This is a genomic window from Thalassotalea ponticola (genome assembly GCF_041379045.1).
Lineage (GTDB): Bacteria > Pseudomonadota > Gammaproteobacteria > Enterobacterales > Alteromonadaceae > Thalassotalea_A > Thalassotalea_A ponticola.
The window spans coordinates 414,843-435,200 of sequence record NZ_CP166871.1 but is presented as its reverse complement, the minus strand read 5'-3'; the positions used below and the strand labels follow the sequence as shown (position 1 = coordinate 435,200).

At 46.5% G+C, this 20,358-nt stretch carries 20 protein-coding genes; 12 read left to right on the top strand and 8 right to left on the bottom strand.

Translation table 11 applies throughout. The features are described 5' to 3' along the window. From ACAY30_RS01985 to mgtE, 11 genes are all read left to right on the top strand, one after another. The gene (locus ACAY30_RS01985) at nucleotides 1-975 is read left to right on the top strand and encodes a KpsF/GutQ family sugar-phosphate isomerase (RefSeq protein ID WP_290252367.1); all 975 of its coding nucleotides are present in this window, start codon (nucleotides 1-3) and stop codon (nucleotides 973-975) included. Beyond that, nucleotides 969-1,541, top strand: a complete 573-nt coding sequence (gene kdsC / locus ACAY30_RS01980; protein ID WP_371190239.1) for a 3-deoxy-manno-octulosonate-8-phosphatase KdsC — start codon at nucleotides 969-971, stop codon at nucleotides 1,539-1,541. Before ACAY30_RS01985 ends, kdsC begins: the two co-directional genes overlap by 7 nt. Beyond that, the gene (lptC, locus tag ACAY30_RS01975) at nucleotides 1,538-2,104 is read left to right on the top strand and encodes an LPS export ABC transporter periplasmic protein LptC (protein WP_290252365.1); all 567 of its coding nucleotides are present in this window, start codon (nucleotides 1,538-1,540) and stop codon (nucleotides 2,102-2,104) included. Before kdsC ends, lptC begins: the two co-directional genes overlap by 4 nt. Continuing rightward, the gene (lptA, locus tag ACAY30_RS01970) at nucleotides 2,070-2,618 is read left to right on the top strand and encodes a lipopolysaccharide transport periplasmic protein LptA (RefSeq protein ID WP_290252364.1); all 549 of its coding nucleotides are present in this window, start codon (nucleotides 2,070-2,072) and stop codon (nucleotides 2,616-2,618) included. Before lptC ends, lptA begins: the two co-directional genes overlap by 35 nt. A gap of 1 nt (nucleotide 2,619) precedes the next feature. Further along, nucleotides 2,620-3,348, top strand: coding sequence for an LPS export ABC transporter ATP-binding protein (gene lptB / locus ACAY30_RS01965; protein WP_290252363.1), 729 nt, complete (start codon nucleotides 2,620-2,622; stop codon nucleotides 3,346-3,348). Between the two features lie 96 nt (nucleotides 3,349-3,444). Then, nucleotides 3,445-4,908, top strand: a complete 1,464-nt coding sequence (locus ACAY30_RS01960; protein ID WP_290252362.1) for an RNA polymerase factor sigma-54 — start codon at nucleotides 3,445-3,447, stop codon at nucleotides 4,906-4,908. A gap of 23 nt (nucleotides 4,909-4,931) precedes the next feature. After that, nucleotides 4,932-5,219, top strand: coding sequence for a ribosome hibernation promoting factor (gene hpf, locus ACAY30_RS01955; RefSeq protein WP_290252361.1), 288 nt, complete (start codon nucleotides 4,932-4,934; stop codon nucleotides 5,217-5,219). A 5-nt stretch (nucleotides 5,220-5,224) separates the two neighbouring features. Beyond that, nucleotides 5,225-5,674: a PTS IIA-like nitrogen regulatory protein PtsN gene (gene ptsN, locus ACAY30_RS01950; protein WP_290252360.1), complete on the top strand. Its 450-nt coding sequence runs from the start codon at nucleotides 5,225-5,227 to the stop codon at nucleotides 5,672-5,674. Between the two features lie 12 nt (nucleotides 5,675-5,686). Then, nucleotides 5,687-6,532, top strand: a complete 846-nt coding sequence (gene rapZ / locus ACAY30_RS01945) for an RNase adapter RapZ (protein WP_290252359.1) — start codon at nucleotides 5,687-5,689, stop codon at nucleotides 6,530-6,532. Nucleotides 6,533-6,546: 14 nt separating this feature from the next. Further along, nucleotides 6,547-6,846 carry an HPr family phosphocarrier protein gene (locus tag ACAY30_RS01940; RefSeq protein ID WP_290252358.1) on the top strand — a complete coding sequence of 100 codons (300 nt, stop codon included), beginning with the start codon at nucleotides 6,547-6,549 and terminating at the stop codon, nucleotides 6,844-6,846. Nucleotides 6,847-6,997: 151 nt separating this feature from the next. Further along, entirely contained in the window at nucleotides 6,998-8,365 is a 1,368-nt protein-coding gene (gene mgtE, locus ACAY30_RS01935) for a magnesium transporter (RefSeq protein WP_290252357.1), read from the top strand. Between the two features lie 152 nt (nucleotides 8,366-8,517). Here the strand turns inward: mgtE and pmbA are convergent, their stop codons facing one another. Next, complete coding sequence (gene pmbA / locus ACAY30_RS01930; RefSeq protein WP_290252356.1) at nucleotides 8,518-9,861, bottom strand: metalloprotease PmbA; 1,344 nt, start codon at nucleotides 9,859-9,861, stop codon at nucleotides 8,518-8,520. 164 nt (nucleotides 9,862-10,025) lie between these two features. Between pmbA and yjgA the strand changes: the two genes are divergently transcribed. Continuing rightward, on the top strand, nucleotides 10,026-10,559 hold the full coding sequence (yjgA, locus tag ACAY30_RS01925; protein WP_290252355.1) for a ribosome biogenesis factor YjgA: 534 nt from the start codon (nucleotides 10,026-10,028) through the stop codon (nucleotides 10,557-10,559). 116 nt (nucleotides 10,560-10,675) lie between these two features. On the opposite strand, the gene tldD is transcribed toward yjgA, so the two are convergent. Genes tldD through mreC form a run of 7 tightly spaced genes read right to left on the bottom strand, consistent with a single transcriptional unit; the run spans nucleotide 10,676 to nucleotide 20,338 of the window. After that, a complete protein-coding gene (gene tldD, locus ACAY30_RS01920; protein WP_290252354.1) occupies nucleotides 10,676-12,115 on the bottom strand; it encodes a metalloprotease TldD in 1,440 nt (479 codons plus the stop codon). 11 nt (nucleotides 12,116-12,126) lie between these two features. Next, on the bottom strand, nucleotides 12,127-12,963 hold the full coding sequence (locus tag ACAY30_RS01915) for a carbon-nitrogen hydrolase family protein (protein ID WP_290252353.1): 837 nt from the start codon (nucleotides 12,961-12,963) through the stop codon (nucleotides 12,127-12,129). 24 nt (nucleotides 12,964-12,987) lie between these two features. Continuing rightward, nucleotides 12,988-16,932, bottom strand: coding sequence for a YhdP family protein (locus ACAY30_RS01910; protein ID WP_290252352.1), 3,945 nt, complete (start codon nucleotides 16,930-16,932; stop codon nucleotides 12,988-12,990). Beyond that, nucleotides 16,932-18,398, bottom strand: a complete 1,467-nt coding sequence (gene rng / locus ACAY30_RS01905; protein ID WP_290252351.1) for a ribonuclease G — start codon at nucleotides 18,396-18,398, stop codon at nucleotides 16,932-16,934. The genes ACAY30_RS01910 and rng overlap by 1 nt, the downstream gene beginning before the upstream one ends. After that, nucleotides 18,395-18,979: a nucleoside triphosphate pyrophosphatase gene (locus tag ACAY30_RS01900; protein WP_290252350.1), complete on the bottom strand. Its 585-nt coding sequence runs from the start codon at nucleotides 18,977-18,979 to the stop codon at nucleotides 18,395-18,397. Before ACAY30_RS01900 ends, rng begins: the two co-directional genes overlap by 4 nt. Beyond that, entirely contained in the window at nucleotides 18,979-19,461 is a 483-nt protein-coding gene (mreD, locus tag ACAY30_RS01895) for a rod shape-determining protein MreD (protein WP_290252349.1), read from the bottom strand. Before mreD ends, ACAY30_RS01900 begins: the two co-directional genes overlap by 1 nt. Then, nucleotides 19,442-20,338, bottom strand: coding sequence for a rod shape-determining protein MreC (gene mreC / locus ACAY30_RS01890; protein WP_290252348.1), 897 nt, complete (start codon nucleotides 20,336-20,338; stop codon nucleotides 19,442-19,444). Before mreC ends, mreD begins: the two co-directional genes overlap by 20 nt. Between the last annotated feature and the right edge of the window lie 20 nt (nucleotides 20,339-20,358).

Here is a 20,358-nt window from a genome sequence, read left to right as displayed (position 1 = left end):
ATGCCTACGGCCAACCAGTTTATTGAAATCGCATCCGAGGTTATTGCTATTGAGCGCGAAGCAATTAGCAACTTAACACGCTACGTCGACGAGCATTTTGCTCGAGCGTGCCAGCTCATGTACGAGTGCACAGGACGGGTGATCGTGATCGGCATGGGCAAGTCTGGACACGTTGGAGGCAAAATCGCGGCAACGTTGGCGAGCACCGGTACACCGGCATTTTTTGTCCATCCGGGTGAAGCCAGTCACGGCGACTTGGGCATGGTCACGAGCGCAGATGTGGTACTGGCCATATCTAATTCTGGGGAAACCTCGGAACTGCTAGCCATCATTCCTATTATTAAGCGCATCGGTGCACACCTCATTGGTATGTCGGGTAACACGCAGTCTACACTAGCCACATTGAGCGATGTACATATCTGCATTAAAGTGCCTCGCGAAGCGTGCCCTTTGGGCTTAGCACCAACGTCAAGTACTACGGCAACTTTAGTTATGGGCGATGCACTAGCCGTTGCCCTACTCAACGCCCGAGGCTTTACCGCTGATGATTTTGCCCTATCTCATCCGGGAGGAAGCCTAGGTAGGCGATTGCTATTGCGTCTAGACGATGTCATGCACAGCGGTGATTTACTGCCTAAAATTAACTACCAGTGTAAAATTAAAGATGCCTTGGTTGAAATGACGCAAAAGGGCTTGGGAATGACGACAGTGGTCGATGACCACGGCACGCTCGTCGGCTTGTTTACCGACGGGGACTTGCGTCGAATTCTCGACGCACAACTCGACTTTCATCAAGTGTCCATCCACGAGGTGATGACCAAGCACCCTGTCGTCGCCAAGCAAGGAATGCTGGCAGCTGAAGGACTAAAATTGATGGAAGACAATAGCATTAATGGCTTGGTCGTGGTGAACGATCAACAACAACCGATCGGTGCCATGAACATGCATGATCTATTAAAAGCTGGAGTATTGTAGTGAGTACGGTTAATGCATTATTCAACACCCTATACGGCAATGTTGATGAGCGAGTTTTAACGGCAGCAAAGAAGGTAAAACTATTAGTCTGTGACATCGATGGTGTTTTTTCAGATGGCCGTATTTATCTAGGCAATGACTCCGAAGAGTTAAAGGCATTTAACACCAAAGACGGTTTTGGAATTAAGGCCTTGTCTCAAAACGGGGTTGCTGTTGCAGTGATCACCGGTCGTCAGTCAAATATTGTCAACAATCGGATGCGCGCGCTAAATGTGCAGTTTATTGTGCAAGGACAAGAAGACAAGATGCCCGCGTTAGTTGATATTGCTCAGCAGCTCGACCTTGATATCGATGAGGTCGCCTATATTGGTGACGATGTGCCCGACCTGCCCTGCATTGAAGCGGTAGGCCTTGGCGTTGCAGTGAATGACGCACACCCTCTAGTGGTGCGAAGCGCTGACTATGTCACCTTTTTAAAAGGTGGACACGGCGCAGTTAGAGAGCTGTGTGATCTGATCATGCAAGCACAAGGAACTCTGCACCTTGCCAAAGGAGCGAGCGTATGACCCGCTCGCATTATATTTCGATTATCTTATTTGTTATTGCCATCGCCATTTATGGCTATTTGCAGTATCAGCAGTCTCTCAAACTCGATAGACAACCTTTAATCGAAATTAATGAACCGGCATTTGTCGCCAAAGCACTTACCGCCAAAAAATTTGATAAAGATGGACAGTTAATCCATACCATTTATGCCGAACAAATGACCCATTTTGACCAAACAGCTGAGACTCAGTTTGTCGCCCCAGCCTATACGATTTACCCAACTGATGGCTCAACATCGTGGCGTTTAAGCGCCGATTCTGGCTTAATTGGCCGCGACAATATATTAATGCTTGAAAATCAAGTAAGATTATCCAATGATGATCAATTGGCCTATATCTCTGAAGTTCAGGCGACATCCTTACTGTTGGATTTAAACACCAAAATTATTACCTCAGAGCAAGACATTAAGATACTGGGTAAAGACTTTACTATGTACGGCTCTGGTTTAGAAATTAATGCTACTACCACTGAAATGACGTTGAGTGACCATGTACAGACAATCTTTAAAAAACGCGATCAATAAGTTAGTAATCGCTCTACCATTGTGTTTCGTCAGTCATTTATCGATTGCCCAACAAGCTGATTTTGAGCAAGACATCAAAATTGTCGCGAAAAAACAGGCCACCGATTTAAAGAAGCGCATCGCTAGCTACAGCGGCAATGTCAAAATCACCCAAGGCTCTCTGACTATATCGGCCGACTTAGTGCAAGTAATTGACGCCAAAGAAGCAGAAAATAAAAAATATCTGGCGCAGGGAAAGCCGGCAACGTTTTCACAACAGTTAGACAATGGCGATACCATTAAACTGCAAGCCAATGAAATCACCTACTCGCCATATACCAGCACACTAGTGATACGCGGCAATGCCAAGGTCAGCCAGCAAGACAGTATGGTGCAAGGTGACGTTATTACCTACAACCTAGAAACAGAGCAGTTAACCGCAGACGGAGATGGCACGGGTATTGTTACCACCATTATTGCTCCCGATAAAAAATCAAAAAAAACAACCGAACCTGAAAGTGAAAAAGAACAGTAAGATGACCGCTACTCTCGATGCAAAGCACTTAGCCAAAGCCTACAAAGGGCGCAAAGTCGTAAAAGATGTCAGTTTGTCCGTTAACGCTGGTCAAGTAGTCGGCCTGCTCGGTCCAAATGGCGCCGGAAAGACGACGTCGTTTTACATGATTGTTGGACTGGTTGCCAGCGACGAGGGTACAGTGACCTTAGATGACGTAGATCTGACCCTGTTACCGATGCACGAACGCGCGCGACACGGTATTGGCTACTTGCCGCAAGAGGCATCTATCTTTCGCAAGTTATCGGTACGCGATAACATTATGGCAATATTGCAAACCCGTAAAGAACTCAGCGCGAGTCAGCGCCAAGACAAGCTCGAATCGCTAGTCGAAGAATTCAATATTGGCCATATTATCGACAATACCGGGCAAAGCCTGTCGGGGGGAGAGCGTCGACGCGTTGAAATAGCCAGAGCGTTAGCGGCTGATCCCAAATTTATCTTACTCGATGAGCCCTTTGCCGGCGTCGACCCGATTTCAGTCAGCGATATAAAAAAAATAATTTTACACTTAAAAGAACGCGGTATTGGTGTGCTTATCACCGACCACAACGTGCGTGAGACACTCGATGTGTGTGAACATGCGTATATTGTGAGTCACGGTGAACTAATCGCGCAAGGTAGTGCCGATCAGGTATTATCTAATCAGCATGTGAGAGATGTCTACCTAGGTGATAAATTCACGCTATAGTTATAGTAACAAGGTGACCAAACACTGTATCAGCAGGGTTAGTTTTCTCCGCCAAAATTGGCATATGTAATTCGTTTTATGGAAAGCAATTAACTCATGAGACCAAGTCTTCAGCTGCGCATAGGCCAGCATTTAACGATGACGCCACAGTTGCAACAAGCGATCAAATTGTTGCAGCTATCTACCTTGGATCTGCAACAAGAAATTCAAGAAGCTCTCGACTCTAATCCGTTGCTTGAGGTTGATGATAGTCAATCGACGGATGATATGGCGGATCTCGATATGAACGATGTGCAACAATCGTCGAGCAATAGTGATAACGCCGATCAAATTACCACCAGTGAAGCTCTTACCAACAGTGAAATCCCTCAGGATTTGTCGGTTGATTCGACTTGGGAAGAAAGCTTCAGCGCCGGTACGTCAATGACCGGCATTGCCCCGCCAAACGACGACGATTCGCTATATCAAGGTGAAACCAGTGAAACAATTCGCGATCATTTGACTTGGCAAATGGAGCTCACTCCGTTTTCTGATACCGACCGCAGTATCGCGATGACGATCATTGACGCGATAGACGATGCCGGCTACCTGACTATCAGTACTGCTGAAATACTCGAAAGTATCGCCGATGAACGCATCGAATTGGACGAAGTTGAAGCGGTGCTCAAGCGAATTCACATGTTTGATCCCATCGGCTCCGGTGCGTGTTCTGTACAACATTGTTTATTAATCCAATTAAATCAATTTGACAGCAATACACCGTATTTAGCGCAAGCCAAACAAGTGATCAGTAAACACATTGATTTGCTCGCCAACCGCGACTTTCGCAGTATCATGCGCAAAACGCGGTTAAAAGAAGACGAGTTACGCGAGGTAATGCGCTTAATACAAAGTTTAAACCCTCGTCCTGGCGATGCCATTGCCCAAGGCGAGGAGCAATATATTATTCCTGATGTCAGTGTGGTGAAGAAAAACGGACGTTGGGTGGTTGAACTAAACCCCGATACTGCACCAAAGCTCAATATAAATGGTCAGTATGCTGCTATGGCGAAAAACAGTTCAGCCCAAGACAGCCAGTTTATTCGCTCGCACTTACAAGAGGCTAAATGGTTCATCAAATCACTGGAAAGCCGCAACGATACCCTGTTGAAGGTATCTAACTGTATTGTTCAACAACAGCAAGGTTTTTTTGAACACGGACCTGAAGCCATGCGCCCTATGGTGCTAAATGACGTTGCCGAAGCGGTTGAGATGCACGAGTCGACAATTTCTCGGGTTACCACACAAAAGTACATGCATACTCCAAGGGGAATCTTTGAATTAAAGTATTTCTTTTCTAGTCATGTCAGTACTGAAAACGGGGGAGAGTGCTCATCGACGGCGATACGCGCCCTAATTGAAAAGCTGGTCAACGCTGAAAACCCACAGAAGCCTTTAAGTGACAGTAAAATTACTGCATTATTGGCGGAACAAGGTATTAACGTTGCGCGCCGGACAATAGCTAAGTATCGAGAATCTTTGGGTATCCCACCATCTAACCAAAGAAAAAGCTTACTGTAAGCACAACGATAAGGAAACAGCTTATGCAAATCAATATCTCTGGTCATCATGTTGAAGTTACCGACTCTATGCGCGGTTATGTTGAACAAAAATTTGAGAAACTTGAACGTCACTTCGACCATATAAACAACGTTTATGTCGTATTGAAAGTTGAAAAGCTGCAACAAATCGCAGAGGCAACGCTACACGTGAACCAAGGTGAAATATTTGGTTCTGCCGAAAATGAGGACATGTATGCATCGATAGATGCACTTGTCGATAAACTTGACCGTCAAGTGTTAAAACACAAGGCGAAATTATCCAGTCATTAAATTTTATGAATCTTGCCAACTTGTTATCACCGGACTGCACAGTGTGTGCAGCTCCGGGCAATAGTAAAAAAAACATTCTAGAACAAATTAGTGTGCTTGCGGCCAACAAAATCAGTTCGGCGACAGCAAAAGAATTACTCAATAACCTGATCAACAGGGAAAAGTTGAGTAGTACAGGGATTGGTAATGGCATCGCCATACCGCACAGTAAAATCAATAATAACGAGCAACCCATCGCCGTACTTATCACCACAGATACACCTATAGGCTTTGATGCAATCGATAATAAACCGGTGGATATCTTCTTTGCTCTGTTCGTTCCTGAAGACCGCTGTCAGCAACACTTAGAGACACTAGCGAGTATCGCGCAATATTTTGCCGATAAACAAAACAGTAAAAAAGTCAGACGCTGTACCTCAGCCAATGAACTTTACAACACGGTCGCCAACGGCTAACAGGGAATCGCTATGAAATTAATGATCGTCAGTGGCCGCTCCGGCTCGGGAAAAACTGTCGCTCTGCGCGTACTGGAAGACTTGGGCTACTACTGTGTAGACAATATTCCCGTCAATCTATTACCCGCTCTCACACACACGGTGATTAATGATTACCAGCATGTTGCCGTCTCGTTAGATGTACGCAACCTGCCAACCAACCCTGACGATGCCAGTGAGATTATCGATTATTTACCAAATAGCGTCGACTTGTCGGTGCTATTTCTCGATGCTGATGATAAAGAGTTAGTACGCCGCTACAGTGAAACCCGGCGATTACATCCCTTGATCCGCAAAAACATGGCTTTAGATCAAGCTATCGCATTGGAAAAGAAACTTCTCGATCCAGTCGCCAGTCGCGCTAACATGTATATCAATACCACCAGTTTAACGCCGCATCAGTTGGCGGATTTAGTGCGCGAGCGAGTAATGGGGTCAAAGACTGGTTCATTGGTGTTAGTGTTTGAATCATTTGGTTTCAAACACGGTGTTCCCACCGATGCCGATTATGTATTTGATGCGCGCTTCTTACCAAACCCTTTTTGGGAGCAAGGCTTAAAGGCATTTACCGGTCTCGATCAACCGGTGCAAGATTTCCTCGCAGCACAACCCATAGTCACCAAGTTTATTTGGCAAATAAACTCATTTATGATGACTTGGTTGCCTCACCTTGAACGCAATAATCGCACCTATTTAACGGTGGCCATTGGTTGCACTGGAGGACAGCATCGAAGTGTTTATATTGCTGAAACTCTGGCCAAGCAATTTAAAAAAGAAGAAAAAGATGTGCAAGTACGTCATCGAGAGTTAATTAAATAAGCGATCTAAATATCATGGCAAAAACCAAGTCTGCAACCTCAACCCATGCCTCGCGTATGGTGACCATTGAAAATAAACTCGGCCTACACGCGCGCGCAGCAACTAAGCTAGCTAAATTGAGCCAGCAATTTAACTCGTCAATTCGCATTGTGTTAGATGGTAAAACGGCCGACGCTGGCTCGATCATGGGCTTGATGTTATTAACCGGTAGTCAAGGGAAGACGGTTGCAGTTGAGTGCCAAGGCGATGATGCTGAACAAGCTCTTGATGCGGTGTGCCAGTTATTTGGCGACAAATTTGACGAAGCAGAATAGTAGCTGATTATTTTACAAATTTACGATACACTTCAATACGATAACTCCAAGTTATAAGCTTCAACCACAAATAAAACAAGTGACGACTTGCGAGGCTGAACATAACCATCAAGACTTAATAACAACAACACCCTTGCGCATGAGGTGAACCGTGGCAGAGTTGTCAGAACAAGAAACAAGCCAACAGCGATTACTAGAAATTAATACCGCTATCGATAGTGGTATGTTTGTCTACGTGCGTAAAATGCTGCAAAACATGTCCGATTACGACATCGCTTTGCTACTCGAGTCGTCTCCGGCCAAAAGTCGTAACGTATTATGGCAACTTGTTGATCCCGACCTACACGGCGATATTTTAGAAGAGCTTTCAGAAGAGGTGCGCAAAGGCATTCTGCGCAAAATGCAACCGGAAAAAGTTGCGGCCGCGACAGAAGGCATGGATATAGACGACCTCGCCGAAGTCCTGCGCGGATTGCCTGATTCAGCGTATCAAGAAGTGCTCAACTCGATGGATACGCAAGACCGTATGCGAGTAGAGCAGGCTCTCGCTTACGAGCCAGAAACGGCCGGTGGTATCATGAATACGGATACCATTACCCTGCGTCCTGATGTAACAGTTGATGTCGTACTGCGCTATTTGCGTCTCAAGGGCAAACTGCCTGAATCGACAGACTCCTTTTATGTGGTAAACCGTGAAGATATCCTCATCGGCAGTGTTTCTTTGGCTGACTTAGTCACAGCCCAACCAGAGCAAGCGATAGGGGAAATTACCGACACCCATACGGTGCCAGTAAACGTCGCGATGGAAGATACCGAAGTGGCCATTATGTTTGAACGCCACGACTGGTTTTCCGCTCCTGTTGTTGATGACGACAACCGCCTGCTCGGTCGTATTACCGTGGATGATGTGGTTGATATTATTCGCGAAGACGCAGAGCACTCAATGATGAGTATGGCCGGTCTCGATGACGAAGCCGATACATTTGCACCAGTTATTAAAAGTACTCGACAACGCTCCATTTGGTTAGGGGTCAATTTAATCACCGCCTTATTAGCCGTTGCGGTGTCGAGTATGTTTGAACCTATTTTAGCGGAAATGGCCATCTTAGCGGTGTTAAATACGTTAGTCCCCAGTATGGGTGGCGTCGCTGGTAGTCAAACGCTAACCTTGGTTATTCGCGGTTTGGCGTTGGGTCACATAGGCGAAAACAACGCGCGCACGATATTAACCAAGGAATTAGCCGTGGGCTTTTTAAACGGGCTTATTTGGTCACTGTTGATTGCGTCGATTGTTACTCTGTGGAAGCAAGACTTGTTACTAGGTGGTATTATTGCGTTTGCCATGCTCGCTAATTTAACGGTTGCCGGCTTGGCCGGTGTGATCACGCCGTTAGCATTGAAAAAAATGAATATAGACCCAGCCTTGGCTGGTGGGGTGATCCTCACCACGGTAACCGATGTCGTTGGTATCTTTGCCTTTTTAGGTACGGCTACCCTGCTCCTAAGCTCAACTGCTTAAAGCATTCACGGCTGTCGACAAAGGTATTACCGCTCGGTTTAGCACTGATAGACGAGTCAAATTCTAGTAACGCCAGTGATAGCGGTTAGTGATAAGATGAATTAGCCGTAGCTAAGCAAGTACCAATCGCTTGCTTAGCCACACAACACCGGTTACTGACCTGACACCTGCATTTGTTCAATCAATAAACTACCGGTTTTTATACTACCGCGCAGATCATAGTCGTTACCGCTTAATACTAGAGACTTAAACATGTCTTTTAAATTGGCCGCAATGGTGATTTCAGAGACCGGATAAGCAATTTGCCCATTTTCTACCCAAAAGCCAGCGGCGCCTCTGGAGTAATCACCCGTAACAACGTTAACGCCCTGTCCCATCAGCTCGGTGACTAATAAACCGGTCCCCATCGCTTCAAGCATTGCCGTTAAATCACCGCCGTTTGCCGACACTTGCCAATTGTGAATACCGCCGGCGTTACCAGTGGTTTGCAAGCCGAGTTTACGCGCTGAGTAACTGGTCAGCAAATACGATTGCAAACAGCCGTTTTTGATGATTTCGCGTTGTATAGGCTTTACCCCTTCCGCATCAAATGCCGAACTGGCTAAGCCTCGCTTGATAAACGGTCGCTCTTCAATCGTTAGGTGATCACTAAATATCCGCTCACCAATACTGTCAACTAAGAACGATGAATTGCGATATAAATTGCCACCGCTGATCGCCGAGATAAGGTGACCAAAAATGCTGTTAGCAACATCGGCGCGAAATAGCACAGGACACTTTTGGGTAGCGATTTTACGCGGGTTCAAACGCTCTAGTGCGGCATCGGCCGCTTGCTCGCCAAGTGACTTGGCCGGCGTCAACTGAGCAAACTCACGACTCACCGTATAATTATAATCGCGTTGCATATCCTCACCACTGGCGGCAATCATCATGCAAGTTAAGCTGTGACGCGTACTTGGATAAGCAACTAACTGCCCATGGCTGTTGCCATAAACTTTAAAACCCTCGTAGCTAGCAAAGTTAGCACCGTCTGAATTAACAATGCGCGCATCCCGTTGCAAAGCCGTTAATTCGGCTTCTCGAGCAATATCAATGGCCTGATCAGCACTGATCTGCTGCGGGTGATATAAGTCGAGGTCTTCAGGCTCAAACTCAAGAAGCTCTTTATCTGCAAGTCCAGCAAACGGATCAACGGAGGTATAGTTGGCAATATTGACAGCTGCATTAACCGATTGTTGTAATGCTTTTTCCGATAAGTCCGCGGTTGACGCAGAGCCCTTGCGACCGTCTTTATACAGTGAAATACCCAATGCACCATCATTGTTAAACTCGACGGTTTCTACCTCACCCATACGCGTCGAAACACTCAGCCCTTGCATCTTTGAGATTGAGACTTCTGCGCTCTGCGCACCCAGGCTCTTCGCCATCTCTAACACTTTGCTGACACTTTGTTTAACGTGTTCCATCGATTGTTCAATTGATTGCTTGTTTTCCATGATTTGCGAGATAAAGAGGTTAACGTACAGCAAGGATATCACAGCCTGCCATTTTCCCAACGCACATTGACCAATAATTTCATTGATTTTTGCTGATCAGGGCATTATTGATAACGAAAAACAGTTATAATAAGACAAACTGACTTTATCTATCTGTATCAATTATGGCTCGAGAAATTGGCGAATACGACGAAGAAAATGACATTCTCTACGTAAGCAAAACTGAATTAAAGCAAGACATGAAGGACCTACAAAAATTAGCGGAAGCGATCTGTCACATGGGTCCCAAACAGCGCGCTAAACTGGCGTTAAACAGCGAAATTGAGCAGGCCCTGGTTATCGCTGATAAGATCAAAGGCAAACACGATGCTTTTCATCGCAACGTACAGTTCATTGCCAAGCAATTACACAGCCTTGATGTCGAGGCGATTCGCTTAAAAATTGACATCATGGAGAATAAACACGGTATTGCTGACGCGCACAACCGCTTCTACGAAGAGTTACGCGAGCAGATACTAAGCGCTGATAACCAAACTATTGAGACATTAATTAACGACAACAGTAGCTTAGAACGCCAGCGCTTGCGCCAACTGATCCGTCAGGCCAACAAAGAGGTCAAACAAAGCAAACCTGGCAAGAGTTATAAAGAGCTGTTTAAGTATTTAAAACAACACGTAGCCTATACGCCGAGCGCTTAAGCGCAGCTCACTTTTGGCGTTGACAAGCCCGTGTAACCACGCCACACAAAAAGAACCGTAAAAAAAAAGCGCCTCTGACTAAGTCAGTGGCGCTTTTTTTTGCTCGATACAGGGTATTACTGTGTACCGCCTATGGTCATTTCGTCAATTTTTAACGTCGGTTGACCAACACCTACTGGCACTGATTGACCGTCTTTACCACACACGCCTACCCCACTATCAAGCGATAGATCGTTGCCCACCATGCTGACTTTTTGCATCGCTTCAGGGCCACTGCCAATTAACGTCGCCCCTTTGACTGGCGAAGTGATTTGGCCATTTTCTATTAAATACGCTTCGGCGGTCGAAAACACAAACTTGCCCGAGGTAATATCCACTTGTCCGCCAGCGAAATTTGGTGCATAAATGCCTTTTTTCACCGACTTAATGATGTCATCAGGCTGGTGTTCACCTGCGAGCATATAGGTATTGGTCATACGCGGCATCGGTAAATGAGCGTAGGACTCCCGGCGACCATTACCGGTAGGCGCTACCCCCATCAGGTGCGCATTGTGTTTATCTTGCATGTAACCACGCAATATGCCCTTCTCGATAAGTAAGTTATATTGACCCGGTGTGCCTTCGTCATCTATCGACACCGAACCTCGACGACCCGTTAGCGTGCCGTCATCGACAATGGTACAGTGCTCAGAAGCCACCTTTTGGCCAATTTTGCCAGAAAACGCCGACGAACCTTTGCGGTTAAAGTCACCTTCTAAGCCGTGACCTACCGCCTCGTGTAATAACACCCCTGGCCAGCCAGCGCCCAGTACAACCGGCAACATGCCCGCAGGAGCGTCAATCGCGTTGAGATTCACCAGAGCTTGGCGTACCGCCTCCTCTGCGTAGACTTTATAGCGGGCTTTACCTTGCTCTAATTCAAAGAAATAACTGTAGTCAGTACGTGCACCACCGCCAGAATTACCGCGTTCACGACGACCATTGGCTTCGACTAAAACAGAGCAATTCAAGCGAACCAGTGGGCGAATATCGGTAGCAAAGGTACCGTCACTTGCCGCAATTAACACCCGTTCGTATACACCGGAGAGACTCACTATAACTTGTTTGACTCGCGTATCTTGTGCTCTGGCATGAGCCTCAACTTCGTGTAACAAGCTAATTTTTTGCTCTTGTGGCAAGCTGTAAAGCGGGTCTATCGCTTGATAAAGCGCTGTCGGGTTAGTTGATGAGAAAACCTGTACTGTTTGCGACTTTTGTTCGCCAACAATACTTCTGGCTGCAACTGAAGCTTGGCTTAAGGCGTCAAGGTTAATATCGTCAGAATAAGCAAAACCGGTTTTCTCTCCGGCAATGGCACGGACGCCAACACCGCGCTCTATATTATGCGAACCTTCCTTAACGATACCGTCTTCAAGCATCCAGTGCTCATTGCTGGACGCTTGAAAATACAAGTCGGCGAAATCGATATTGCGCTCAAACATATGATTGAGACAGCGTTGCAGTTCTTCGTGCCCTAAATCACTGGCATCGAGTAGTTCTAGTTCTACAGAATTCATTTCAGATCCATTTAATCAGGCTCATTTGTGCGTAATGAGCAGTTAAAGCGATTGTGCTTAGCAACCGGTATATTGTTGCGTACTTTAGCGAGTAATGACATATCCAGTTTGGTTGATATACTGCCAACTTGCTCAGCTAAGCAACAGCTAATTTCTCCCCACGGGTCAATAATCATCGAGTGACCATGGGTTTGACGGCCATTTTGGTGTTCGCCAACTTGACCTGCAGCGACAATATAACACTGTGTCTCTATTGCTCTGGCCTGCAGTAATGGCTGCCAATGTGCTTGTCCTGTTAGCTGAGTAAAAGCAGCGGGAACACTGATTACATTCGCCCCTTGCTGCGCCAATTGTTGGTATAAAGCGGGAAAGCGCAAATCGTAACAAATACTCAATCCGAGCTGTATTTGTTGGAGCGTTTGAACAACCGTTTTGTCGCCCGCTTGAGTGTATCTTGATTCTCGATAGTGCTTTGAATTATCGGCAACATCAACATCGAACAAATGCAACTTTTGATAATCGGCGATGCGTTGACCACGGTTGTCAAAGAGTAAACTCGAGGCCTGAAACTTATTATCACTTAACCGTGTAGGCACACTACCCGCGAGCAGGTACACCCGATATTGCTTTGCTAATCGAGCTAACTCGCGTTCCATGTCGCTAATCACAGAAGAGTTTGCCAAGGCCAGTTGTTGGCTGTCATTGCCACCAAAGTACAAACAACACTCAGGTAACACCACAAGGTGTTCATCATCCACGGTTAACATCTCAAGCTGTGCTTCAATAAAAGCGAAGTTAGCGCTGACGTCGGTAACCGAGTGCATTTGTATTGCGGTTAAGGTGGGCATGTCATCGTTACCTTATACTCTGTACTAAGCACCTACAATTGGCTCAGCTGGCTGTGGGTTGCTGCGTTCAACATTGGCATTGTCAGGTGCCTGAGGCTCACTGCCTTCTGGGTTATCCGGCCTTGATTTACCGACATTGACGTTGCGAGTTTTTCGATTGACTTCTTTTAAACTCGGCTCGTCTACCGTGCCGGTTAATTCAAAATTAATCGCCGCGACCACCTCTGCCTGCTCTATCGCCTCGTTAATTACGATCGCAGCGGCACCGGCAATGGGGTTCACTAACCAAGCGAGTATTGGCAAGCTTGACGTCACCTTCGGCGCAAACAGCATTTTGTAATCGAGCTGGTTATTGACCAAATTGGTATTGCCCTTGATGGTCAAGTTACCCGCCGCACCATCCATCTTTAAGTTGTCAGTATAAATAACCCCTTCTGCGATGGCAAAATCACCTTTGAAATCACTGTAAAACATTCCCTTAGAAAATATATCTCGAAAGTCTAAGGTCAGTTTGCGCAGCAGTGACTGCAAACTAAAAATACTAAATAATCGAGCCCCTTGATCGCTTACTTTAGCTAAATAACCATCGTCTAAGCGACCTTTTGCCGAACCGTATAAACTATCAACATTAAACTGATGTGGACCACCCTGCCAACGCAGTTCATAATTGGCTCTTAAACCGCTGTCTTTAATCCCCGACTCGATATCAAACCGAGCCAGCTCTTTTTCTATTTCATTGGTTTGCACGGTACCGGATACTTGCGTTGCGTCTCTCGTTGCGGTCTTGATCCAACTTCCACTGAGTTGTAACTTTAAGTTTTTGCGCTCAGCGTTAAAGCGCGACAGTGAAATCATGGTGTCGTTGTTCTTCTCTAATGCCAAATCCACTTCGCCAAAATCAAACTGTTTAAAGCGGCAGCTATCGCATTTAAAGCGTAAACTTGGAATGTCACTTGGCTGCAGCTGAGATTGCTCCGCCACATCCGCGGTTAACTCCCCAACCGAGTTATTTAAGTCAAGCCGAGGAACAGACTTATCGGCTCTATCAGTGTCTTCTGAATCTGCTTCAAAGCGAATAAAGTCAGCATCAATATCAATACCTTGCTCGCTAAATTGATGATAAAACTTAACTCGCCCACGCATTTGCTTACTGTCTAATTGCAGTAACCACCAGTCTTCTTCTGCGAGTAAATTAAAGTCGACGTTATCCACTTGCAGACCGTACAAATTTACCTGACCTATATCACCGCGTATGCGCTCAGGTGCTGGTAACACTGAGTGGCTTTGCTCACTGGAGTTTGCACTTGGCAGCGTCGCCAGCAAGTCAAACACAAACCGTTGCCAGCTGTCGTACTCGATACTGGCTAAGTCAGCGATAACGTGAAAGCCATCCATGGGTAATAACATTTGTTGCTGACCGAGTACCAGCTGTGCTTGTCTAAAAGTAACCTTGTCGTGGTCGAGCACCCCTGAAAAGGACAGGTTATTAGCATACTTTGCTTCAATCGCCGAACTGCGTTTACTGCCTTTTACCTTAACGGTAAGCGCTCGGTCGGTGCCCTTTTGTTTGTGATAAGGCGCTGGTAGCGACAGTGTGGCCTCATTGAGTAGTGAATTAGCGTCAAATTGATAACTGATGTTGTCATCGGTGATAAATAGATTTAAGTTACCTTGCCAAAGAATATCGCCTTGCAAGTATGCTTGTAACGAGGCTGGTATTTGAGCTTTGGTGTCTTGCTCTTGCCACAAGGCATTGATATCAATACCCAACTGGTAGAAATCTGGTCGTCTTTCGCCACTGACATCAAGACTGATAGGCATGTCTCGCCAACGCACGTACACATCCTGGGCATTAATTTGATCATTAATGAACGTTAGCTGACCGTTAACTTGCGTAAAGTGCATAGAAGGCGTTGCCAATTGGAGTTCATTGTCACGAAATTCAATCGTGCCTTTGGCGACTGCGGAACTCATATCAGCAAGCGGTAAGTCAAGGCTAAATTGTCCTTTGACCTCGCCCACAGCACCAAGTGTATTGAGTGTTTCACCGACACTTTTTGCCAACGGACTGGCATTCATCAGTGCTTGAACATTACTCGCTTGAGTGGTCACTGGCGTGCGTACGGTGAGTACCGCATTTTTCGATAAATCGGCGATTGCCACTTTCACATCGTCCATTGCTATACCGGATAATGTGCCTTTGCTTGCGGTGATCAACATCGATTCATTGGTAAAGTTTAAGTGCAGATCTGCATCGTTAATATCCGGCCAGCTCGGAGCAAAAGCATAGTCTGCCTGCTCGACATCGGCCTGTACCGTAAAAATGCCTGAGTTATCGCGAAACGGGAAGTTTTTAACCGGACCGTTAACGAGCACCTGTGCCTGCTTAATCTGCCCCTGTTTTATTGCCCCGGTTAGATAATCAACTAGTTTAGGGCTCATCAAATGAAGCGGTAGGTAATTAGCAACGTTACTCGCATCGGCATTTTCAACCGTTGCATATAAACTCAATAACGCCGGCTCTTGCTGCCCAACTTGATATTGCAGGTCAGCGTTTAACTGCAACTGCTCAGCGCGCATTGTCGCCTTGTCGACCTGAACACTCCACTGCCCTTGCTGCCAGTCAACTCTGACATTGGCGTTAAGCTGATCAAAGGCAATCGGTTGGCGGAAACGGTCGCCAAAGTCTAACGCGCTGTTCGTTGACAGCAGGTCGACCTTTAAGGCGTTGTTGTTCAGCCAAAGTTTTCCTGATAATTGCTCAACCCCTGGAATCGCATCGGTATTGTCGATGCCCAGCGCATGAAAGTCAGTGGTCAGCTTGACCACGCGGTCATTGGCAAACAGGGCGATGTCAGATAGCGTACCGCGCAAGTTGAGTGGCGCCATGGCCTCGGCTTGCTCGCTTAATTGGGTAAGCGAACCAACAATGGGCCAGACCTTTGCCAAATCAATATCGGATAGGCGCAGTGTCGTACCGGCCTGATTAAATAACCCCGTAACACTAACGTCCGTTGGCGCTTGTTGGTCAAATTGAAGCGCCAACGGCGAACTGACCAATTGATAAGCTTGCCCCGCTTGGGTTCGATAGACACTGACGTTGCCCTGGTTCAATGTCAGCTGGTGTTGCTGTTGATGATTACGCCATGACAGCGTATTGTCACCTAAATTCAAGTGCGCTTGGGTTAACTGACCTTGATCGATATACAACCAAGTTTGGAAATTGATCTGACTGCTGAGCGACTGCGCTTGCTCGCCAAGCTGCTCACTAATTAAATAGCTCAAGTCTAAATCGCTACCGGCTAAATATATCTGACCTTGCAATTGTTGCCGCGCATCTCCGCGCAGTTCGATCAATAACTTTGCCGTTTGCTGACCTAAATCGTCGAGCTCAACTGCGCCAACCCCCTGGTGAAGCTCGCCATCATTGTGCCAAGCGAGCTTGCGCAAACGCATGGTTTGTCGTTGCTGACTATTGATGTGAACGATACGCGAATTGACCACGGAAAAACGACTGACTTGGCTAAAGATAATGTCGTACATGGCATCGAGATCGGTGGCACTTTGCTTTGCCTCGTACTGATGCTGAGTTTGATCAAATGTTAAGGTCGCACCTTTTAACGTAAAGTCGTGAAATCGCAAGCTCTGACGTCGTATGGCATGCCAAAAGTCAACGCCTACATCAATTTCATCTACCTCAAGCGACATGGCGTTGGCATTTAATAACACCACCTTGCGCAAAATTAACGTCGGTCCCAAGCGGTGCCAACCGGCCGACAACTCGCCAATACTGATTTGGCCGTCAAAGCGATTGTTGATCGCCTGTTCTAACTCTTGTTTAAACGCTGGCGCGTGGGGCAGTAAAATGCGGGCAGAAGTGATGATAACCGCGAGTAAAACAAGCAGCACCGCTAGGGTTTTGTATAACCTATTTAACCATCGGTTTAAGCCAGCCCAAAATGCATTCACTACATCATCACCACATCAAACTGTTCCTGATTGTACAGATTTTCACTTTGTACCTTAATCTGCTTGCCTATAAACACTTCCAATTCGGCCAAGTGATGCAGTTCGTCATCATTTAGCGCTGTTGATACGCTCGGTGCGGCGTAGACAATGAATTTATCAGCGTCATAGGCTCGATTTACTCGTACAATTTCTCGCAAAATCTCAAAACACACGGTTTCAACGGTTTTCAGTTGTCCGCGCCCATCGCACACAGGGCACTCATCACATAAGATGTGTTCCAATGACTCGCGGGTGCGCTTTCGTGTCATTTCAACTAAACCAAGCTGTGAAAAGCCACTAATGGAGTATTTCACGTTATCTTTTGACATTGCCAACTCAAGGCTGTGCAGCACCCGTTTTTGATGCTCCACATCGGCCATATCGATGAAGTCAATAATAATGATACCGCCGAGGTTGCGCAGTCTAAGTTGTCGCGCGATGGCCTGAGTAGCCTCAATATTGGTATTAAATATGGTTTCTTCGAGATTGCGATGACCGACAAAAGCGCCGGTATTAATGTCGATAGTGGTCATCGCTTCTGTTTGATCGATGATCAAATAGCCGCCAGATTTTAATTCTACTTTGCGTTGTAAAGCTCGCTGAATTTCAGTTTCGACTGAAAACAAATCAAAGATCGGTTTTTCACCGGGGTAATACTCTACGATATGATTGATTTCAGGGACAAATTCGTCGGTAAACTCTAAAATTTGCTGATACGTTAACCGCGAGTCAACACGCACCCGCTCTAACCCGCCACCGACAAAGTCTCGAATAATACGACAGGCCAGCTGCAAATCTTGATATAGCGCTTGATCGGTTTGCTTGCGCTGTTTGCGCTCGCCAATCTTCAACCAAACACGGCGCAAAAACTCTGCGTCGTGGACCAGTTCATCTTCGCCAGCGCCTTCTGCGGCGGTGCGCACGATAAAACCGCCTTGCTCGTCGCAAAACGGCTCAATAATTTGTCGCAGTCGATTTCTTTCGCTGTCATCTTCTATGCGCTGTGAAACACCAGCGTGAGACGAGTTAGGCATCATCACTAAATAGCGCGACGCAATAGTAAGATCTGTGGTCAAACGCGCGCCTTTAGTTCCGAGTGGATCCTTGACCACTTGCACCATCAGGTATTGGCCTTCGTGTACCAAGGTGCGAATGTCTGCGACATCCTGCTCGCCCTGCTCAACCGCGCTAGTGATCAAGCGAGTATGAATATCCGAGGCGTGTAAAAATGCGGCCTTATCGAGGCCGATATCAACAAACGCTGCTTGCATCCCTGGTAGCACTCGAATCACTTTACCTAAATAAATATTGCCAACAATACCGCGTTTGGCGTTGCGCTCGACATGGACTTCTTGCAACGTGCCGTTTTCAATTAAGGCGACACGAGTCTCACTCGGTGTCACATTGATTAATAATTCACCGCTCATTTTTCACCTACTTGCTGTTGTGCTCTGCTAAGCAAGGCGCGAGTTTCACACAGTGGCAAACCCACAACCGCAGAATAACTGCCGTGGATTTGCTCGACAAATTTACCACCAATCCCCTGAATACCGTAGCTTCCCGCCTTATCTCTCGGCTCGCCACTGTGCCAGTAATCGTCTATTTCTTGGTTGTCGATGCAACGAAACTGCACCAATGTGGTGACGCAATCGACGAATTGCTCAGTGCCATTAAATAAACTGATTGCGGTCATCACTTGATGGGTTTGTCCAGATAGCATCGTTAAGGTACGCCGGCAATCCTCCAAATCCACTGGCTTACCCAAAATGTGCTGTTGGTAAACTACGGCTGTGTCGGAGCCCAATGTCCAACAGCTATCATTGGCGCTGAGTAAATTTTGCCAGCCCTGTTGCGCCTTTTGCATTGCTAACCGGCAAACGTAGTCGTGGGCCGACTCATTGTCTAATACTCGCTCGTCTATTTGCGCTTCAACCAACTCAAAGTCTGGCCAGATATAGGCCAGCAATTCCCGTCGACGGGGTGACTGAGAAGCGAGATACAGTTTCATTAATGGACCTTAAAATGACGTCTAATTTTGCGCAGCAATAAAAAGATTACAAACCACAATATTGTCGAGCTAATTACCGGCTTCAGATAACTTATGGAAAAATCGACCTCAAACAAAAAGCGCTGTAACCAAAATACCACTAGGTGATACAACGCAACTAATAGGGCTACTATTAACGACTGCTGCCACAGCGAAAAGTTGCGCACTTTTTGGTAATTGTTTGCACTAATATAGACCACAAGTGCACTGGCAAAGGCGTGAATACCCAAAACCGACCCGAGCAAGACATCGATAACAAAGCCAAAAAACCATCCGTAAAGTACATTAACTCGATTTGGCAGGGCCAGCGACCAATACACTAACACCAATAGCGTCCAGTTAGGGCGGTATGAATCTGCTTCAATAGGCATAGGTAAAATGGTCAGTAGTAACGACACCACTAAGGTGATAACAATAATATAATTATTGCTCTTGGCCTTCATTCGTCTCTCCTAACGGGGCATTAATCGGCAGTGTGTCATTACTCACCTCGCCTTGCTGCTGGTTGGGCCATAGCAACAGTAAGTACCTGAGTTTATTCATCGCCACAAGTGGGCTTACTCGCACTTGGGCAAATTCCTTAGTCGGGTCATCGTAGACGTAATTGACGATGGCAACGGGGTAACCCTCTGGAAAAGTTCCCCCCAATCCTGATGTCACTAATACATCGCCAACTTGAATATCACTGGAGTGGGTAACATGGGTGACATCCATATACTTGACGCTACCCGTACCGCGTGCGATCACCTGTAAGCCGTTGCGCTTTACTCGCAGGGGGATGGCGTGGGTAATATCGGTGATCAGTAAAACCCGAGCATTGTTCAAACCAACGCGATAAACTTGCCCTACCACCCCAGTGTCATTAATTATTGGCTGTCCTTCGTAAACGCCATCGTTTTGGCCCTTGTTAATGACCACTTGATGCGAATATGGATCGCTGTCAACCGACTGAATTTCAGCGACCATTTTTTTTATATCGGCTTTGACGTTGGATGCCAACAGGCGCCGTAAACGGTCGTTTTCTAGTTTGAGAATGTCTAATTCTAACAAGCGCTCACGCAACAACAGTTCGTTCATCTGCAGCTGTTGGTTTTGTTGTTGTAGCTGTTGTCGGGTCACCAAATTATCTGAGGCATAGTCCATAATTTGTCGCGGTGCATTGGCAATGTACTGCAACGGACTGACAAACGACTGTAACACCACGCGAAAGCCGTCAAAACGGCCTAGTTTATGATCCAAAAAGATGCACAGCACCGACAAGATCACCGCGGTGACCATGCGTCGATGACTGGAGTATCCTTCAAGAAAAATTGGCGTCATAAATATCGCAAAGGCAGCTT

What these genes read in the sequence shown, in the direction of transcription:
- ACAY30_RS01985 (WP_290252367.1), top strand. Translation starts at nt 1, where the DNA reads ATGCCTACGGCCAACCAGTTTATTGAAATCGCATCCGAGGTTATTGCT.
- lptC (WP_290252365.1), top strand. Translation starts at nt 1,538, where the DNA reads ATGACCCGCTCGCATTATATTTCGATTATCTTATTTGTTATTGCCATC.
- lptA (WP_290252364.1), top strand. Translation starts at nt 2,070, where the DNA reads ATGTACAGACAATCTTTAAAAAACGCGATCAATAAGTTAGTAATCGCT.
- lptB (WP_290252363.1), top strand. Translation starts at nt 2,620, where the DNA reads ATGACCGCTACTCTCGATGCAAAGCACTTAGCCAAAGCCTACAAAGGG.
- ACAY30_RS01960 (WP_290252362.1), top strand. Translation starts at nt 3,445, where the DNA reads ATGAGACCAAGTCTTCAGCTGCGCATAGGCCAGCATTTAACGATGACG.
- hpf (WP_290252361.1), top strand. Translation starts at nt 4,932, where the DNA reads ATGCAAATCAATATCTCTGGTCATCATGTTGAAGTTACCGACTCTATG.
- ptsN (WP_290252360.1), top strand. Translation starts at nt 5,225, where the DNA reads ATGAATCTTGCCAACTTGTTATCACCGGACTGCACAGTGTGTGCAGCT.
- rapZ (WP_290252359.1), top strand. Translation starts at nt 5,687, where the DNA reads ATGAAATTAATGATCGTCAGTGGCCGCTCCGGCTCGGGAAAAACTGTC.
- ACAY30_RS01940 (WP_290252358.1), top strand. Translation starts at nt 6,547, where the DNA reads ATGGCAAAAACCAAGTCTGCAACCTCAACCCATGCCTCGCGTATGGTG.
- pmbA (WP_290252356.1), bottom strand. Translation starts at nt 9,861, where the DNA reads ATGGAAAACAAGCAATCAATTGAACAATCGATGGAACACGTTAAACAA.
- yjgA (WP_290252355.1), top strand. Translation starts at nt 10,026, where the DNA reads ATGGCTCGAGAAATTGGCGAATACGACGAAGAAAATGACATTCTCTAC.
- tldD (WP_290252354.1), bottom strand. Translation starts at nt 12,115, where the DNA reads ATGAATTCTGTAGAACTAGAACTACTCGATGCCAGTGATTTAGGGCAC.
- ACAY30_RS01915 (WP_290252353.1), bottom strand. Translation starts at nt 12,963, where the DNA reads ATGCCCACCTTAACCGCAATACAAATGCACTCGGTTACCGACGTCAGC.
- rng (WP_290252351.1), bottom strand. Translation starts at nt 18,398, where the DNA reads ATGAGCGGTGAATTATTAATCAATGTGACACCGAGTGAGACTCGTGTC.
- ACAY30_RS01900 (WP_290252350.1), bottom strand. Translation starts at nt 18,979, where the DNA reads ATGAAACTGTATCTCGCTTCTCAGTCACCCCGTCGACGGGAATTGCTG.
- mreD (WP_290252349.1), bottom strand. Translation starts at nt 19,461, where the DNA reads ATGAAGGCCAAGAGCAATAATTATATTATTGTTATCACCTTAGTGGTG.
- mreC (WP_290252348.1), bottom strand. Translation starts at nt 20,338, where the DNA reads ATGACGCCAATTTTTCTTGAAGGATACTCCAGTCATCGACGCATGGTC.